We start from the raw sequence: 15914 nt of genomic DNA on the forward strand, positions 1-15914 counted from the left end.
TGAGGGTTCGAATCCTTCCGGGCGTACAGCAAAAGCCGTTAAATTTAAACCTTATCGGCTTTTTCTATTTTGGCCGTATTTTGCTACCCTTTGTGCGAACAAAAGTATCATTACGAGCAATGAAACCAATATTATTTCTGCACGGCGCACTCGGAACTTCAGATCAACTTAAGCCGCTTTTTGAGCAACTGGATTTAAACCAAACTATTCACCTGCTCAATTTTGAAGGGCATGGTTCTGAAACTGGTATGTCAAGGTCGTTTCGAATTGAACATTTTGCAGAGAATGTGCTGCGTTATATGGATGATAAAAAGATCGAACAGGCAGATTTTTTCGGGTATAGCATGGGTGGGTATGTCGCCATGTATATTGCAAAGAATAATCCTCAAATGGCCGGAAGGATCGCCACTTTAGGAACCGTGTTAAAATGGAATACGGACATATCTGAACGGGAAGTCCGGTTTCTAAATCCCAATAAGATCAGGGAGAAAGTACCTCAGTTTGCACAGGAATTAGAAAGGCGTCATCCGGCGGGCTGGGAAGAGGTGGCAGCCAAAACGAAGGAACTGCTTTTAAACCTGGGGGAAAACCCCAAAATTTCAGATTCGGAATGGGAAGAAATTCCTCACCCGGTTCGGATTTATGTTGGCGACCGGGATGCTACGGCCGGCGTAGGACAAAGTATGGAGGTCTCTAAAATGTTACAGAATGGTGAGTTGATGGTCTTGCCGGATACGCCTCATCCTATTGAACAGGTCAACTTGAAACTACTGGCATGTTCCCTGAGCGATTTTTTCAGCTAAAATAAATCTGAAGCTCATCGGGTTTTCAGCAGAAGAACATACTGAGCGAACTTTGCCTGTTTGGAGCTCTCGGTTCAAGTATGATAAGGCAAGACCTAACTTTTTAATTAAACACTACGCCACCCATAAGTGCTATTTTAAGTTGGCATTAAAGAATTCTTTCACATAAACAGACCATTTGGGATCCCTCATAACAATATGATCGGCTCCCGGAAATTCGATAAGCTCAAAATTGCTCTTACCTATGTTTTCGAAAGCCTCTTTAAGTCGATAGGATTCCTCTATTGGCACATCGTCATCAGCTGTTCCATGCATGATCTGAACAGGTCCCTTTATCTGTTCAGCAAAGTTGGTAACTGAGGCGGCCTCGTAAGTTTCAGGACATTCCTGTGGCAGGCACCCCATGAAAACCTCAACAGCGATTCTAAATTTATTTGGATCAACACCCGGAGCACTCACGTGGGCAGCTTTATATAAATCAGGATACATGATCATGCCTCTCAATGAAAAATATCCTCCCCAGCTATGTCCAATTATGCCGACTCTTTCGAGGTCAAAGTGGTCATAAGTTTCAGCTAACTTTTTAATCACCTTTGTATGGTCATGGAGCTCAACCTGCCCCATTCTCCCATAAATATGGTCCTGAAATTCCTTGCCTTTGCCCGGAGTGCCACGAGAATCGATAATGACTACTATGTACCCTTCGTCTGCAATGTCCTGCAATGTCCAGATCCAATTATTTAACGGATTAGAAGGTACTGCGTTGATAAAAGAACCGCCGTAAATATATTCGATCACGGGGTAGGAATTGTCTTGATCGAAACCTTTGGGTCGTAATATCATTACTTCTGCGGTGTTGTCCGGTTCATCAAGTTGCACAGACAGGTATTCAGGCTGATATCCCTCTGATCTTTTGTCATCAGGGGATCCAGTCCATAGGTTTTCAATTAACTCACCCCGCGGAGTGTAGCTATTAATTTCCAGCAGATGCGGGTTTTTAGACTCCAAAACTCTTAAAGTGTCAAAGCTATCATTCCACTTCGTCAAAACAATAGTCGATCCATCTAACAATTTTTCAGTTCTGTCTTCAGTGAGCGAAGTTCGGTATAGTGAGGTTTTTAAAGGATCTTCCGGGGTATTTGAAATGAAGTAGACCCAGCCATTATCTTCATCTATACCTGAAATGTCTTTTAGAATTCCATTATCACTGTAGTTTGTCAGCTGTTCTTGCAGATTTCCATTTTCATCATATTGATAAAGCTGATTATACCCTGTTCTTTCGCTCTGAAGTAAGATACCTGTAGCAATTCTTCTGACATATCCTTTTTCCCTGAACGTTTGACTATAACCGGGTAAAAGATTCAATCCAATTAGATAGGTCTCTGTGGTTTCTTTAAACAAAGTGGAGGGTTCTTCGGAAGCCACTGAAAATTCCCTGACGTGTAATTCCTTCATCAGTCTGTCTGACTGCACAAATAAGATCTCATTTCCTTCTTCATTCCAGGAAACGCCATGAATGTATGGAAGGCTTTCATCGAGGGGGACTTGTATTGAACCTCCTGAATTTGCATTAACCACATAATAGCGTTCTTTCGGAATTGCCTGTCCTGCACGACTGTAGGGTTTTTCTACAGTTTCACCATTTTCTTTTATTAGGTCGATCACTGGAACTTCCGAATCATCGATCTGCTTTACCCATAGGTATTGTCCATCCTTAGACCATAGGGCGTCTGCTATGTCCCATCTCCAGTTTCCATCAGGCTTATTTAAGGTTAGATGCATGCTATCTTCAAGAGTTCTTAGGTAGAGGCTTCCATCCGATGTGCCGGCAAAAAATTTAAGTTCTTCGTTGTAAACCTCAAAGACCGGACGAGAGTGATTGAACAGTCCCGACCGAACTACTCTTGCTTCAGGATGGTTATCCTCAACGAATAGTAAGTGTGAAGGAAAGTCAGGAAAGACCATTCCATTTTGAGCAAATGGATTGCATGTAAGAAGGAAGACAACCGGTAAGATTATGATCAGATGTACCCGGAATATTTTTTTCATTGTTGAATTGGTTAGGATTAAAGAAAAGAACAAGCTCGCTATTGCATACCCAATTATTACCCTAATTTATTATTTCCAAAATTAAAGTCAATAGTGGAAACCAGAGCTTTAATTTATGGGGGTCCCGGTTTGAATCTCCCATCCAGAATGTTAACCAAGTACAACCTGATACCTCAAAAAAGAAAAATCTGGCAAACAAAACTTTCATTCCCTTGCAGGAACTGGAAGTACATTCTTTTCCTTCCAGAACAAAAAAAGGGACAGGCTTTTCGAGCCTGTCCCTAATTACATTTACTTATACCTTGACATTACTTTTTAGGTAAGATATCGATCAGAACTGTACGATTGTAGAATCGTTCTTCCGGTAAAGTATTGCTGAACTGTGATTGTGGGATTACCTCGCCGTGGCTTTTAACCTCAAACTTGACATCTGTGCGGCCGGCTTGGGTAAGACCTTTTTGTATGATGTCCCTGACGTTAGCTGCTCTGGCTTCAGATAATCGTTGATTATGAGCTCTGTCACCAATGGTGTCAGAATAGCCCTGTATCACTACCGTTCCATTTACGGGAATTGCAGGTGTTACGACATCCAGCAGATACTTCTCATAGGCAGCTGTGGGTTTTGAATTATTAAATTCATAGAGTACACTGTATCTCTTGCCGTGTTCTACTACAGGATTTACCCATAGTACGACTTCTGCCTGTGCTTTTTCTCTTACCTTGCTGCCATTTTGAGTTTCACCAACCATGGTAAAGGTGTAATCGCCCCGCGAACGGTCACCCAATATGGATTTACCTGACAGGCGAACGTTATCTCTGTAATAAGGACCAAAGGTTTTCATTCTACCATTTTCGTCTCTCACTTCAAGTTTCCATGATTTAAAATCATTGGCTGCGCCCGCTGCATTGATAGTTACATAACTATCCAGGGGTGCTTGCTCCGAAAGTGCTACTGATCCCAGCGGTGCATCCGGACCGGTTTGATATTCCTTAAGCAGAGCTAACGAGTTGCTCTCAATTGAGACTCTGTTGTCTTCATGACGCAAAAGCGCTAGTTCCGTATTACCCCGTGTAGAGGAAATACTTGGTTTATCAACTCCATCAGTGGTGATCCTGGATCCGCGTATACCAAAGGTATTGACCAGATAAGATTTTACCGATTCGGCTCTCTTTCTGGCTTCCTGTATTCCTTGGTCTGATGATCCGACCAGGTTTATAGTAGTTCCTGGATTTGTTGCCATTCGATCGCCCAGAATATTCAGAATATTGTAATAGACTGTCATTTGACGAGCTGAACGACCGCTTGCTGTGATCTGATTGAATCGACCCAATTGGTCTTCACTGAAATTCGCTACCTGCTCTTTGTTCAGTGTTATGTATCTGTCCGGGATCATTGTGGATCCCTGATCGAAAAATACATAGTTACGAAGCGGGAATGTTTCGATGAAGCTAACATTTACGGTTTCATTTACCGGGGAACTGACAGTAAAATTCACTGAAGCTGCCCGTACTGGTGTCATTGCCATAGGCGATGCTGTCTCAATACGCTTGCCTTTGCCAAGTTTAATGGACACTCCGGCACGAATTGTAGTCACATTCCATGTTTCAATGGAACGGGGAGTCTGTCCGAAGTAAGGCTGGAAGGATACGAATGGAGTTAACATGAACTGAGTTTGTTTAGAACTCGAAGAGATCGGGATATCAAGCCCGGCTCCTATTTGCATGGATAACTGAGTTTTGTCCATATTACTGAAATCACCGCTTTCATTAACCGGCTGCGAAGAGTTCGGAAAATCAGGATTTACACCTTGTTCGTATTCGAACGATTTGTTAAGCCCAAAAGCCAATCGTGGGCCAGCGAACAAATGGAAATTGGATTTAAACGGAGCAACAATAAGGCTGGGTTCAACCGATATATAACTCAGTCCGGTTGAAAGATCAGCCGGGCAGTTACACGGGGTTGTTACCTGATCCCAAGATCCTCTCCGACTATCGTAACCTGCCTGCAGCCTGAAACCAAGTACTGAATTTGGTCGGCGATACTCGATCATAGGTCCAACAAATAGTCCTATTCCATCTCCATGGCCGAAAGCCTGAGGTGCGAATACTTCGTCAGATAAGTTCTGTGTTGTTCCTTGATAGAAGTTAAAGTTTGCGCCACCGGTTACTCCAAACATCCAAGCTGGCCTTTCGTATTGGGTTTCCTGTGCATATGCAGGCGCCTGCATGGTTGTAAATATCACGGCACTGATGCAAAAAAACGCTATCAGGTTGTAAAGCGATCGTGACAAGTGTGTACTCGTTTTTTGATCTATTTTAGTTTTCATTTTATTATTTAGTTAAAACTGTCTGTTGTTGTCCCCTCTAAAAATTTAGAGGGGGGTGGGTAAGCTTACCCTGCTATCAGGGTTAGGTATGGCGTTTGTTGCCGGATTATTAAAAACCTGGTACGTTTACCGTATTGCCATCGAGGGCAATGGTACCGGCAGTGATTGCTCCTGCAAGAATTCTACCGTTGATTATTGCACCGGTATTGGCCGTAACATCCCGTCCGGATATGATGGTTCCATGAAATATGGTTCCTACTCCAATGGTTGCGTCTTCGGTAGGTACCCAAAACACATTATTTTCATTAGCACCGTTGGCAAGGGTAATATCCGCACCGGTGGTCAGTGAAGAGCCGATCTGGAATACCCAAACAGCATTCGGGTCGCCACCTGCATCAAGTACAAGCGTGGTAGAAACCAGCATCGTACTGCCTGAGGTATAAGTGCCCGGAGCTATTCCGCTCGGGTATAACGCTCCAAGATCTGCACCGGCAGGTACATTGGTTCCGGGAGGAAGATTCTTGTAGTAATTATAGGCATCCAACAGATCTGCTCTGGCTTGAGCTGACTCGGCATTATTTATGTTTATCGTACCATTTACTATACCCGGTGGGAATCCTGTCATTGAAGTACCAGGATCAAGAGAAACATCGCCGTTGATAATCGTGTTACCGATATTGGTGATCGCAGAAGTTGCCATCAGTCCGTAAGTTTCAGCCGTTCCAAGATTTCCCTGATTTTGTGACTCAATGGTAGAGAAAGTCCACACATAATCTTCAAGCATAGCGTTTCCTAAGGGATCCTGAACATTGGTATTAACCGTGCCTGTATAGACAGTACTTATTGACAATGGAGCATCAGGTGTGAAACTCATAGTGTTGGTGTTATCATTATATGTAACCTCTCCACTTATTTCTGCAGCTTGGTTATTTGTACCAACGTTGCCAAAGTTATTGGATGACCCCTTGGCAGGCGAAGAGTTATCTGAAAGGGTAAATGAAGACGATGTAATAGTAGACGGATTCATTTTCCCTGAGAAGGTTACTGTTATAACCGCGTCCAGTTCAACATCAGTTGCTGAATTAGCAGGAAATGTAGACTGAACTTCGGGACAGTATCCCTCGACTCCCACCATCTGATCATTACAACCAGCGGTAAAAGCCATAAGAAATAATGCCGATATAGCATATTTCAGTTTAAAGTTTTTTGATTTTTTCATAGGTATCTATTGTTAAATTGTTGTTGTCAAGCTTACCAATAGTTCACGCTACTTTTAATAGCCTTTTGTGATGGAAAGTGGACTACTCCTTTAGGTATAGAGAAATGAATGAGTTTTCCTGCGGTAAATTTCTTTGAGAGAATTTTTAACCAAAAGATGCAGGATCGAGAAGTGCAAAAAGATAGAGTTTCTGTTTAAGCTCAGGACTGCGAGTTTTCACCCTCTTGGATGAAGTCCTCAATGATTAGTAGCCTGATTTGTCATACTCTACTTTTATTTCTTAATATTTTCTGTATACAAGGCATTAAGAGTTTAGACGATTTTACTTGAAAGACTATCTCTTAGAAGGTGGAAAAAGGGTCTATATTTATTCAAGTACATTAACGATATAAGGGGAGGCTTTTTCTGCTTAAGGGTATTATATCTTGTATTATGCTATCAGGGCAGGGCGGGCAAAGCTTTGCGTGTAAAATAAGAGTTCAATTACCTACCTCGGGTTCCTCCCGAAAATTCATGATATGGTCAACTTAAAATACCTGAGTTTGCTCACATTAATACTTAGCTTTGCTATCTTTTTAATAAGTTATTATTAGCTAAGACAATGAAAAAATTTTCGATCCCATCTTTCTTACAAGCTCCCGGCCGGTCAATGGAGAATCGGTTGATGCCCTATGGTCAAACAATTTTGTGGGCCGTAATAATTGGTCTCTTGGGCGGGCTTATTGCTACTATATACTACGGGATTCTTGCTGGCGGACTCTATGTTATTTGGGATGTTATACAACCAGCCTTACAGGCTGGTTTCAAAGTAAAGGGTGCGGAAATGTTTTCAATTGTACTTCTGACAACGATCGGTGGAATAATAGTAGGCTTTTTAATGAAATATCTGCGTACGCCAGGTGAAATTTCAGCGGTTGTAAATAATATTCATGTCAAGCAAGGCCGCATGGATCCTAAACAAAATCCATCCATGTTTATTAATTCACTAACCAGTATTATATTTGGAGGAAGTGCAGGACCAGAAGCTCCACTCGTACAATTGATAGGTAGTAGCGGTAGTAAACTAGGAGAAAAGTTAAAGCTACATGGGGATCTAATCCGAACATTCACTTTTTGCGGAATGGCCGCTGCTCTGGGAGCTTTTTTTGGTGCTCCAATCGGAGGTGCCCTTTTTGCTCTTGAAATACCTCATAATCGTGGGCTTGAATATTATGAAGCACTTATCCCATCTGTTATTTCTGCAATAGCTGCATTTATAGTATTCCGTCTGTTCATTGGTTATGAAGGAGCTTTATATCATTTACCCCAACTCTCTGATATGTCTATGTTATTCGTATTTGAAGGTATTGGGATGGGAATAATCGGAGCCGCAATAGCCATACTCTTTATTTTTATTTTTAGAAGAATAGACAAACTGCTTTTTCCACTTAAACAATATCCTATTCTACTTGGATCTGTTGGGGGTGTAACAATAGGCCTGTTAGCTATAACTATTCCTGCTAATTTTATAACGACACCTTTATTCTGGAGCGAGTTTCAAATTATTGATTTAATAAACGGCATCTCTACACTCCAGTCAAACTATAGCCTTTGGGGTGCTGTAGGCTTATTGGTGTTACTTGTTTTTGTTAAGATGTTATCAATCAGTTTTACACTCCATAGTGGTTATCGCGGTGGTTTTATATTTCCTCTATTCTTTATTGGAGCAAGCAGTGGTATCGCTATCTCATTAGCAACCTCCCAATTCATTCCAATGCCAGTAGCTATTATTGGATTAATGGCAGCTGTGAATGTAGGCGTGACAAAAACTCCAATCAGTACCAGTATTATCTTAATTAGCCTAACCGGTGGAGCTTTATTTCCTGTTGTTGCTGCAGCAAGTGTTACAAGTTATATATGCACTGAGCGAGTTCGTCTTATTAATACGCAACAACATCGAAAAGATAATTCCTCACCAATGCATCGGGTTTGGAGGTGGAAAGAGAACTGAGTTGGGAAGGCATAACCTTTACATTGTTACCCAACAATCGCATACCGAGGTAATGACCTGATTATTATCTTTTCCGTTGCTGTATTATATGTACTATATCATTTTTGTTTATGATGATCGACAAGGCAAATAATAACTGGAACTTTAAAAAGTAAAGACTGACTCTGTGTGTAAAGTAAGTTTGAACAACTTGTAACTGCAGGACAAGTCCGGAATGCTCTATTGAGTTCTGTCCCATACTCTTCGCCGCATCTGTGAACATGAATCCGAATGGGTACAATTTGAAACAGAACTTCCACTAGTTGATTCCTAGAAAAACAGGTGGATTAAGATCTATCATTTAAAGGTCAGGTCTTTTCTTAGAGCTTATTTTTTCTCATCTTAATTTAATATTAAAATATTATTTTGTTAAGGATTGGATTTTAGTTTGAAGAACATCTTTACATTTCTTTTAGTCTTGTTTTCTGTTTCATGGATTCTGCCGAGCCGGGCAGTAGTTGCTCAAGTTTCCGAGGATAGCCTTACAGAGTCAGAGCGCCCCCATTTTAATGCAGGTGATCCCATATATGCAGATATAGACACGGCTGATCAAATAGTATATATTTTGCTAAAAGATGAGTTATGGAGCTATGATCTGAATGGCTTGGATTGGGATCTTTTACACCGCTTTGAATCCTTTCCTGAATCATTGTTTGAACTCGATTTTGGCTTTGATCCTTTCAATGAAAGATTGCTGCTGTGGTCGCGCGGAGTGGGGGGTTATCTATGAAATAAATTTAGAAAACTATTCCATCGAGAGATTAGATCAGTCTTTCCCACACAACAATCAGTTTGGCCATTATCCTTTTTTCCGTGAGGGAGAGTTGCATGCTTTTGGGGGATACGGATTTTGGAGAAATGAAAACATCATAACATTCTTTAATTCCAGAATTAAAGAATGGAACATAATCACGGTTTCAAAAGAATCTTCCTTTCCTGAAAAAAGGATACCCTATACAGGAACGTACCTGCCGAAAAGTGAGGAGCTCTATATATTCGGCGGCTTTTTAAGCAAAAATGGAAGGGCCGATGATAAGAACAGTGTCAAATTTGAGAAAAGCGATATCTGGAAATTCAGTTTTCCGACGGCAACGTGGGAGAAAGTAGATGAACTTGAAAAAGATGGATGGCAATATTACAGCACGGTCAGATCACCAAAGGTTGGAATTGTAAATTCATTAAGCAGATCTTTTTATAGCAAGCAATCAGGGAACTGGTATTTACCTGTTATTTTTGAGGACTCCCCATCCGGAATCTATTTCTTTAAGGTGTATAACATTAAAGAGGAAAAGGAATTTGAACCCGTGGAGATTCCCCTGGGAGGCAGCAAAGAATTCATTACCTCCAATTATCTATTTGATGCAAAAGATGACCGTGTAGTGCTTGTTGGCCTGGATTACCTGACCAACACAAGAACACTCCCCGTACGCATTGTTACTATAGCCGAGGATTCATTATTAACAAATCTGGAAGCTGAACCTGAAGAAAATTTGGCCGTGATCGTAGGCTCAATATTTTTTGGTACGGCCATTCTTGCATGGCTGGGGGTTTTGTTTTGGAAAAGAAATACTTGGGTTACATCAGGGGCAGGAAAAAATAATAGCCTTAAGCAATCAGAACTGCTGGCTATGGAGTCATTTAATGAAACGGAACGAAAGGTAATTCAGGCCCTCTGGGAGGCAGAATCATTTTTAGAGACCAATGACCTGGAGGAATTTGTGTGGTCCGAAATTGATAATTATGACTATCGAAGAAAGTTGAGAAATGAGACGATCAAATCCATTAATGATAAATTCAGGGCTGAATTTGAAGATGAGCTGGTAGTGCGGAGAAAAGATGCAAATGATAACAGACGCTTATTATACGGATTGAACGAAGGTGTTGTTAGTGATAAAAATGATTGAATTCCTAAAAATTATAGGATTTAGCTCCAAGATACCTGTTTTTTTCTAAAGGCTATTTAACAAAACTTTAAGCCTCTTTTTAAGTAATTTCTTCTGTCCTGAAGAATTAACACATATTTTTATTAGATGAATGTTGAAGGTGCCGGCTCAAAAGTAGATGATAAAGAGATGCAGAAGAAGCTGCTGCTTCTGGATAAAGCCTATAAGCTCGCCCGCATAGGGACTTGGGAATATGATATGATCAATGAAAAATTACATTGGTCAGATATGACTAAAGAGATACATGGTTTTGGGCCGGATTATCAGCCGGATGTAGAAAGTACTGTTGAATTATTTAAAGAAGGATATCACAGAGATACTTTTGCCAAAGCGGCGAATGATGCCATTGAAAAGGAGATCCCCTTTGATGTTGAGCTTAAAATAATTAGCGGAAGGGGTGATGAGCGGTGGATAAGAGCTACCGGCGAACCCGAATATAAGAACGATGTATGTATTCGCTTTTACGGTATTAGTCAAAATGTAACCAGCAGAAGACAGGCTGAAGAAGAAATTGAGCTGAATGACCGCCGCTTTAAAGCGATGATGGAGCATGGAATGGACATGATCGCCATACTTGATGAAGAAGCGAATTACACATTTGTGAGCCCGACATCGGTAAATGTTCTTAACATTCCTCCGGAGGAATTTTTAGGGAAAAATGCTTTTGATTTTATTCATGAAGACGATAAAGAGAGGCTTTATAAACAATTTGCAGAATTACCGGAGGAACAAAGTATTCAATTAACTCCATTTCGATTTTTGGATGCTGATGGAAAATGGAGATGGTTAGAAGGAACCATAACAAATCTCATCGACGACCCTGCTGTAAAAGGATATGTCATAAATTCCAGAGATGTTACGGAACGGCAAATAAGGCAAGAAGAGATCATAGATTCCCTTAAAGAAAAAGAAACCTTATTGGCTGAAATTCATCATAGGGTCAAAAATAATCTCTCGGTACTCACGGGATTACTTCAGCTGCAGGCAGCCTCAGAAAATAATGAGGAAGTTCTAGATCGGCTTTTTGATAGTGTGGCTCGCATTCAGACCATGGCAAGCATTCACGAGCAGCTATATCAAAACAATAATTTTGCCAGCATTGAATTGGGTGAGCGATTAAGGCTTCTGGTATTAAATATTCAGAAAAGCTTTCGCACAGAAACTGAAGTAGAGTTAGATTTTCAGTGTGAAGCGGTTGAAGTGTCGATTGGTCAGGCCCTGCCATGTTCACTTATTACAAATGAAGTGATCACGAATATTTTTAAACATGCTTTTACGGGTAATAAAGAAGGAAAAGTTAAGATTCAGCTTTCTGAAACCAACACAAAGGATGTTGTGAAGCTTGTTATTTCTGATAATGGAAAAGGACTACCCAAAGAGTTTGATCCTGGGAAAAGTGATTCTTTAGGACTGACACTTATTGATATGCTCGCCAAGCAATTGTTAGCCGAGTATAAATTTGATTCTGATGAAAAAGGAACGGTCTTTAATCTGACATTTAAAGTAGATCAAAGACCGTAAATCTTATCTTCTGTTATTGCTGTCATTTCCACCAAAGCTATATCGGAAATTGATTCTGAATGAGCGGCTCGACCAACTAAATGCTCGGTTTGTATAGGAAGTTGGTTCTAAGATCTCCCGGTTTCCGTTTCTTGAATTAAATACATCCCTGACGTTAATGGATATGTTTGCCTTGCCATCCAATAGTTCTTTGGATAAACCACTTCCCACAAATGAACGAGAAGGCCTTCTTCCCTGTGCTGTTTCTGAAGCTCCTCTATAAAATAAGTACGATTGAAAGTTCCATCCTTCTAAAAATCTCCAACGTATTCTCAACCTGCTGGTTAGATTTTCAGATTTGCTGTCGTAAGAAATTCCTTCAAATTCACCGTCTGTCTCAGATTGATAGATGTTAAGACTTCCTGAAAGCTGGAGGTTTTCAAAGAGGTCTTGGTCTGCAGAGAACTCAACACCCCAAGCGTTTTCATTTGCTAAGTTAATGGGTGTCCGTGTGGTAATCCCATCACTTCCTGTAACCGAAACGCGATCGATGACCTGAGTTCGGTCTCTGTAATAAAAGCTGGTAAGGACCGATCCTGATTCCCAGTATCGCAAATAACCAAGTTCGTACGAATCGCCAAATTCAGGCTCAAGATCGGGATTCCCGGTTGAACGATAACGGTCGTTGGAGATATCAGTGAATGGAAGCAAGTACCATGATCGGGGCCGGGAAATACGACGGCTGTAACTTACCTGAAGTGAATTTCTTTCATTGATGGTGTAGGAGAGAAATACACTCGGGAAGAGGTTGGTATAATTTTGCTCACTGCTTAAATTATTCTGATCAAGTTCTGTTGTAATTTGGGTGTTTTCAGCTCTTAATCCTATTTGGTAAGTAAAAGGTTTTAGCTCTCCTGAAAAGGAAGCATATAATGAATTGACATTTTCGGAATATTCAAAGTTGTCTGCACCACCGACTTCATCGGGAGCTTCAACCCAGGTACCGTTCTCAAATCGTTCTACCAGGTAATCACTGTCTTGCCAGTCATAGTTAAATCTCCCCCCGGCCTCAAATCTTCCGTTCTCTCCAACACTTCTTTCATAATCAATATCAAAACGAGCCTCACGGTAAATCTCTCCGCCATTTGTTCGCTCTAGCACGTCATTACCGGGACCTATATTGGTTTGCTCATCTAATCTTGCAGTCTCGTCTTCATTGCCAAATTCGAAATCAAAATCAAGAGCTAATACATGGTCACCCTCTTCATCAAATGTTTTTTCGTAAAGCATCCGGATATCAAAATCACTTTCACGCTGTTCCTCAACAGCTTCCCTAACTGACTCTCCCAATATATCCCAGCTGTTAGAAACGGACTGATATATTTGATCATTAGCAGGATCATAATCGATATAGTTTACTTCCTGGTCTTCATTGGCAGCTTCAAAATTAATGTGGGAATCAATTGTAAGCAGTTGCTCATTTGGGAGATAAATATCAGCCCCGAAGTTTACATTGCCTTCTCGTTCACGTTCAAACCAGTCACTGCTTTGTTGATAGGCAAAAGTAGTGTCTGTACTGCTGAAACTTTGGAAGGTGGAACTTGAACGAGGCTCTCTTGCATATTCAGCCTCAGCATTAAGAAACCAGTTGACAATGCCTTTTTGATAATTGAGATTGAATCCAACAGAATGGTCTTGAGGATAACCTGTATTAGCTCTTACAGTTCCATTAAATCCGAGGTCTGCATCATCTACCAATATTATGTCGATAATTCCTCCTGTTCCATTGGCGGCGTACCGGGCTGATGGATTTGTTATGATTTTAACTTCCTGGATCATACCGGCGGGAATACTGCTTAGGGCATCAGTCCCGTTTCGAACTAAATTAGAAGGCCGGCCATTGATCAGAATTTGAATTCCCTGATTCCCCCTAAGACTTACATTTCCTTCAAAATCAGTGGTAATGGAGGGTACATTATCTAAAACGTCTAGCGCGGAACCGCCCATACTGGTAATATCGTTTTCAACATTAAAACTTCGGCTGTCAAAATTCATTTCCATGTAAGATCGCTGACCTTGAACTACGACTTCTCCCAACTCTGATTGGGTAGGTTCTAGCTGTATCGTGCCCAGATTTAATGTTTCACCTCCAGCTACCGTAACTTCCTGTTCATGATCCTGAAAGGAAAGAAATGAGACCCTGAAGGTGTAAGTACCGGGCTCAACTTCTAATAAAAACTCTCCTGAAACCTCTGTTACCGTTCCGGACAAGAGCTCATCTTCGCTGGGTTCATAAATTGCAACCGTTGCATTGATAAGTGGTTCGGATTGATCATCAAGTACACTACCGATTATTTCAGTGTTTTGGGCAACAAGTATTCCGGGAATGGAAACAAGCAAAAATGTTACAAATAAGGATTTCAATTGAGCGCTCATTTATATTGGTCAGGTTTAAATTGACTTGCTTAACCAATCTCTTAGGCCCTGCGTTTTTTAAAATCAGTGAATTAAGATGAGTTTATTTCATTTTTACATTTTTAAAGAAGTGTAAATAAAAAGTAGCCTACCCTTGTTTGGTCAGAGTAGGCTACTGACTTTAATTATTTCCCGAATACTTTTTTATCTGCTGAATACTTTCCGCCGCCGGTTAAAGCTATGACCACGAATAGAAGTAAAAATAAAAGGCCTTTTTCTTTAGTGCCGAAAGGATCGTCTGCATGGGCAAAGAAGACCACAACAAACATATTAATAGATAAAACGATGGAAGCGAGTCTGGTGCCAAGGCCCAAAGTAACCAAAAAACCACAGATTCCTTCAGCAAATGCAGCCAATAACAATGAAGCAGCTGCACCAATGCCTATAGGATCCCCAAATGAAAAATCACCGGAAAATGCCTTTAACAATTTTGGCCAACCATGTGTGAGTATCAAGAGCCCTGCACCTACGCGCAAGATCAATAAGCTGAGATTTGTATTTACAAGAGCTGCTATATCGGTTGACAGGAGTTTTTTAAACATAGTGGGGGGTTAAGTTTTGGGTTAAGTGAATAACTCAAATTAATCGGAATAATGCATTTTCTATTTACCAGATTTATTAAAAAGGGTAAAGTAATAGGAGCAATAGGCATTATCTATTGTGACAATGAGTTAAGATTGGATATATTTAGTTCAACATTAAACTATTTAATACTAATCAATAAAATTATACTATTATGGCAACCTGGAATATAGACCCCACACATTCAGAAATTCAGTTTAAAGTAAAGCACTTGGTTATATCAACTGTGACCGGCTATTTCCGATCCTTTAACGGTTCAATTAAAACAGAAGGCGAATCGTTTGAAGGAGCAAATGTTACTTTTGAAGCAGACATTGACAGCGTGGACACAAATAATGATGACCGTGATGCACACTTGAAATCAGATGATTTCTTTAACGCTGAGAAATTCCCAAAAATGAAATTTGAGTCCACTTCTTTTAAAAATAAAGGTGACGACGATTACGAACTGAAAGGAAACTTGACGATTCGCGACGTAACAAAAGAAGTGACGTTAGACGTAACACATGGCGGAACTGTAGACGATCCTTACGGACAAACCAAGGCAGGTTTTGAGATCAACGGAACACTTAACAGAAAAGAATTCAATTTGAAGTGGAATGCAGTAACTGAAGCCGGAAATGTTGTTGTTGGCGATAAGGTGAAGCTGCACATGAATGTTCAGGTTGTTGAACAAGTAGCTGAAGAAGCATAGTACCCTACTCCTATTTGTACCCCCAAAACAAAAGGCGATCGTTGAAAGCGGTTGTCTTTTTTTATGCAGTATATTTTTGAATGAAATCCTCTTTGTAAGAATTGCCAATTGGTAATTTGTGATCGTCGATCTTTACTAAATTTCCTTCTACAAAATTGATATGTAAGAGTGAAACGAGGTAAGAGCGGTGAATGCGGACAAACCGTGACTCGGGTAAAAGATCACAAAATTCTTTCATCGTTTGATAAAAAGTTATCTTTTCTACTGTGGTGTGGACAGTAAGGTAATCGCCC

Annotated in this window: 12 protein-coding genes; 6 read left to right on the forward strand and 6 right to left on the reverse strand. The window is 40.6% G+C overall.

The window, feature by feature from the left end:
• Window positions 1–803: alpha/beta fold hydrolase (locus VFM80_RS08300; RefSeq protein WP_395071361.1), on the forward strand; the 803-nt coding region annotated here is incomplete at its 5' end.
• Window positions 804–935: 132 nt separating this feature from the next.
• Here VFM80_RS08300 and VFM80_RS08305 read toward each other — a convergent pair.
• The 3 genes from VFM80_RS08305 to VFM80_RS08315 form a co-directional block, all read right to left on the reverse strand.
• Window positions 936–2852 carry a S9 family peptidase gene (locus VFM80_RS08305; RefSeq protein WP_395071362.1) on the reverse strand — a complete coding sequence of 639 codons (1917 nt, stop codon included), beginning with the start codon at window positions 2850–2852 and terminating at the stop codon, window positions 936–938.
• Between the two features lie 308 nt (window positions 2853–3160).
• The gene (locus tag VFM80_RS08310) at window positions 3161–5179 is read right to left on the reverse strand and encodes an OmpA family protein (RefSeq protein ID WP_395071363.1); all 2019 of its coding nucleotides are present in this window, start codon (window positions 5177–5179) and stop codon (window positions 3161–3163) included.
• 109 nt (window positions 5180–5288) lie between these two features.
• Window positions 5289–6398: an ice-binding family protein gene (locus VFM80_RS08315; protein ID WP_395071364.1), complete on the reverse strand. Its 1110-nt coding sequence runs from the start codon at window positions 6396–6398 to the stop codon at window positions 5289–5291.
• Between the two features lie 664 nt (window positions 6399–7062).
• Here VFM80_RS08315 and VFM80_RS08320 point away from each other — a divergent pair.
• The 4 genes from VFM80_RS08320 (at window position 7063) to VFM80_RS08335 (ending at window position 11891) form a co-directional block, all read left to right on the forward strand.
• Window positions 7063–8388: a chloride channel protein gene (locus VFM80_RS08320; RefSeq protein WP_395071365.1), complete on the forward strand. Its 1326-nt coding sequence runs from the start codon at window positions 7063–7065 to the stop codon at window positions 8386–8388.
• A 427-nt stretch (window positions 8389–8815) separates the two neighbouring features.
• Entirely contained in the window at window positions 8816–9157 is a 342-nt protein-coding gene (locus VFM80_RS08325; protein WP_395071366.1) for a hypothetical protein, read from the forward strand.
• Window positions 9111–10331 carry a Kelch repeat-containing protein gene (locus VFM80_RS08330; protein ID WP_395071367.1) on the forward strand — a complete coding sequence of 407 codons (1221 nt, stop codon included), beginning with the start codon at window positions 9111–9113 and terminating at the stop codon, window positions 10329–10331. Before VFM80_RS08325 ends, VFM80_RS08330 begins: the two co-directional genes overlap by 47 nt.
• Before the next feature lie 126 nt (window positions 10332–10457).
• Entirely contained in the window at window positions 10458–11891 is a 1434-nt protein-coding gene (locus VFM80_RS08335; RefSeq protein ID WP_395071368.1) for a sensor histidine kinase, read from the forward strand.
• Window positions 11892–11894: 3 nt separating this feature from the next.
• Here VFM80_RS08335 and VFM80_RS08340 read toward each other — a convergent pair whose 3' ends face one another.
• Together VFM80_RS08340 and VFM80_RS08345 are read right to left on the reverse strand one after the other, a co-directional pair.
• Entirely contained in the window at window positions 11895–14306 is a 2412-nt protein-coding gene (locus tag VFM80_RS08340) for a TonB-dependent receptor domain-containing protein (protein ID WP_395071369.1), read from the reverse strand.
• A gap of 164 nt (window positions 14307–14470) precedes the next feature.
• Window positions 14471–14887 carry a DoxX family protein gene (locus VFM80_RS08345; protein WP_395071370.1) on the reverse strand — a complete coding sequence of 139 codons (417 nt, stop codon included), beginning with the start codon at window positions 14885–14887 and terminating at the stop codon, window positions 14471–14473.
• A gap of 194 nt (window positions 14888–15081) precedes the next feature.
• Here VFM80_RS08345 and VFM80_RS08350 point away from each other — a divergent pair, with 194 nt between their 5' ends.
• Complete coding sequence (locus VFM80_RS08350; protein ID WP_395071371.1) at window positions 15082–15621, forward strand: YceI family protein; 540 nt, start codon at window positions 15082–15084, stop codon at window positions 15619–15621.
• Window positions 15622–15682: 61 nt separating this feature from the next.
• Here VFM80_RS08350 and VFM80_RS08355 read toward each other — a convergent pair.
• Window positions 15683–15914: LytR/AlgR family response regulator transcription factor (locus tag VFM80_RS08355; protein ID WP_395071372.1), on the reverse strand; the 232-nt coding region annotated here is incomplete at its 5' end.

It is taken from the genome of Gracilimonas sp. (assembly GCF_035704785.1).
GTDB lineage: Bacteria > Bacteroidota > Rhodothermia > Balneolales > Balneolaceae > Gracilimonas.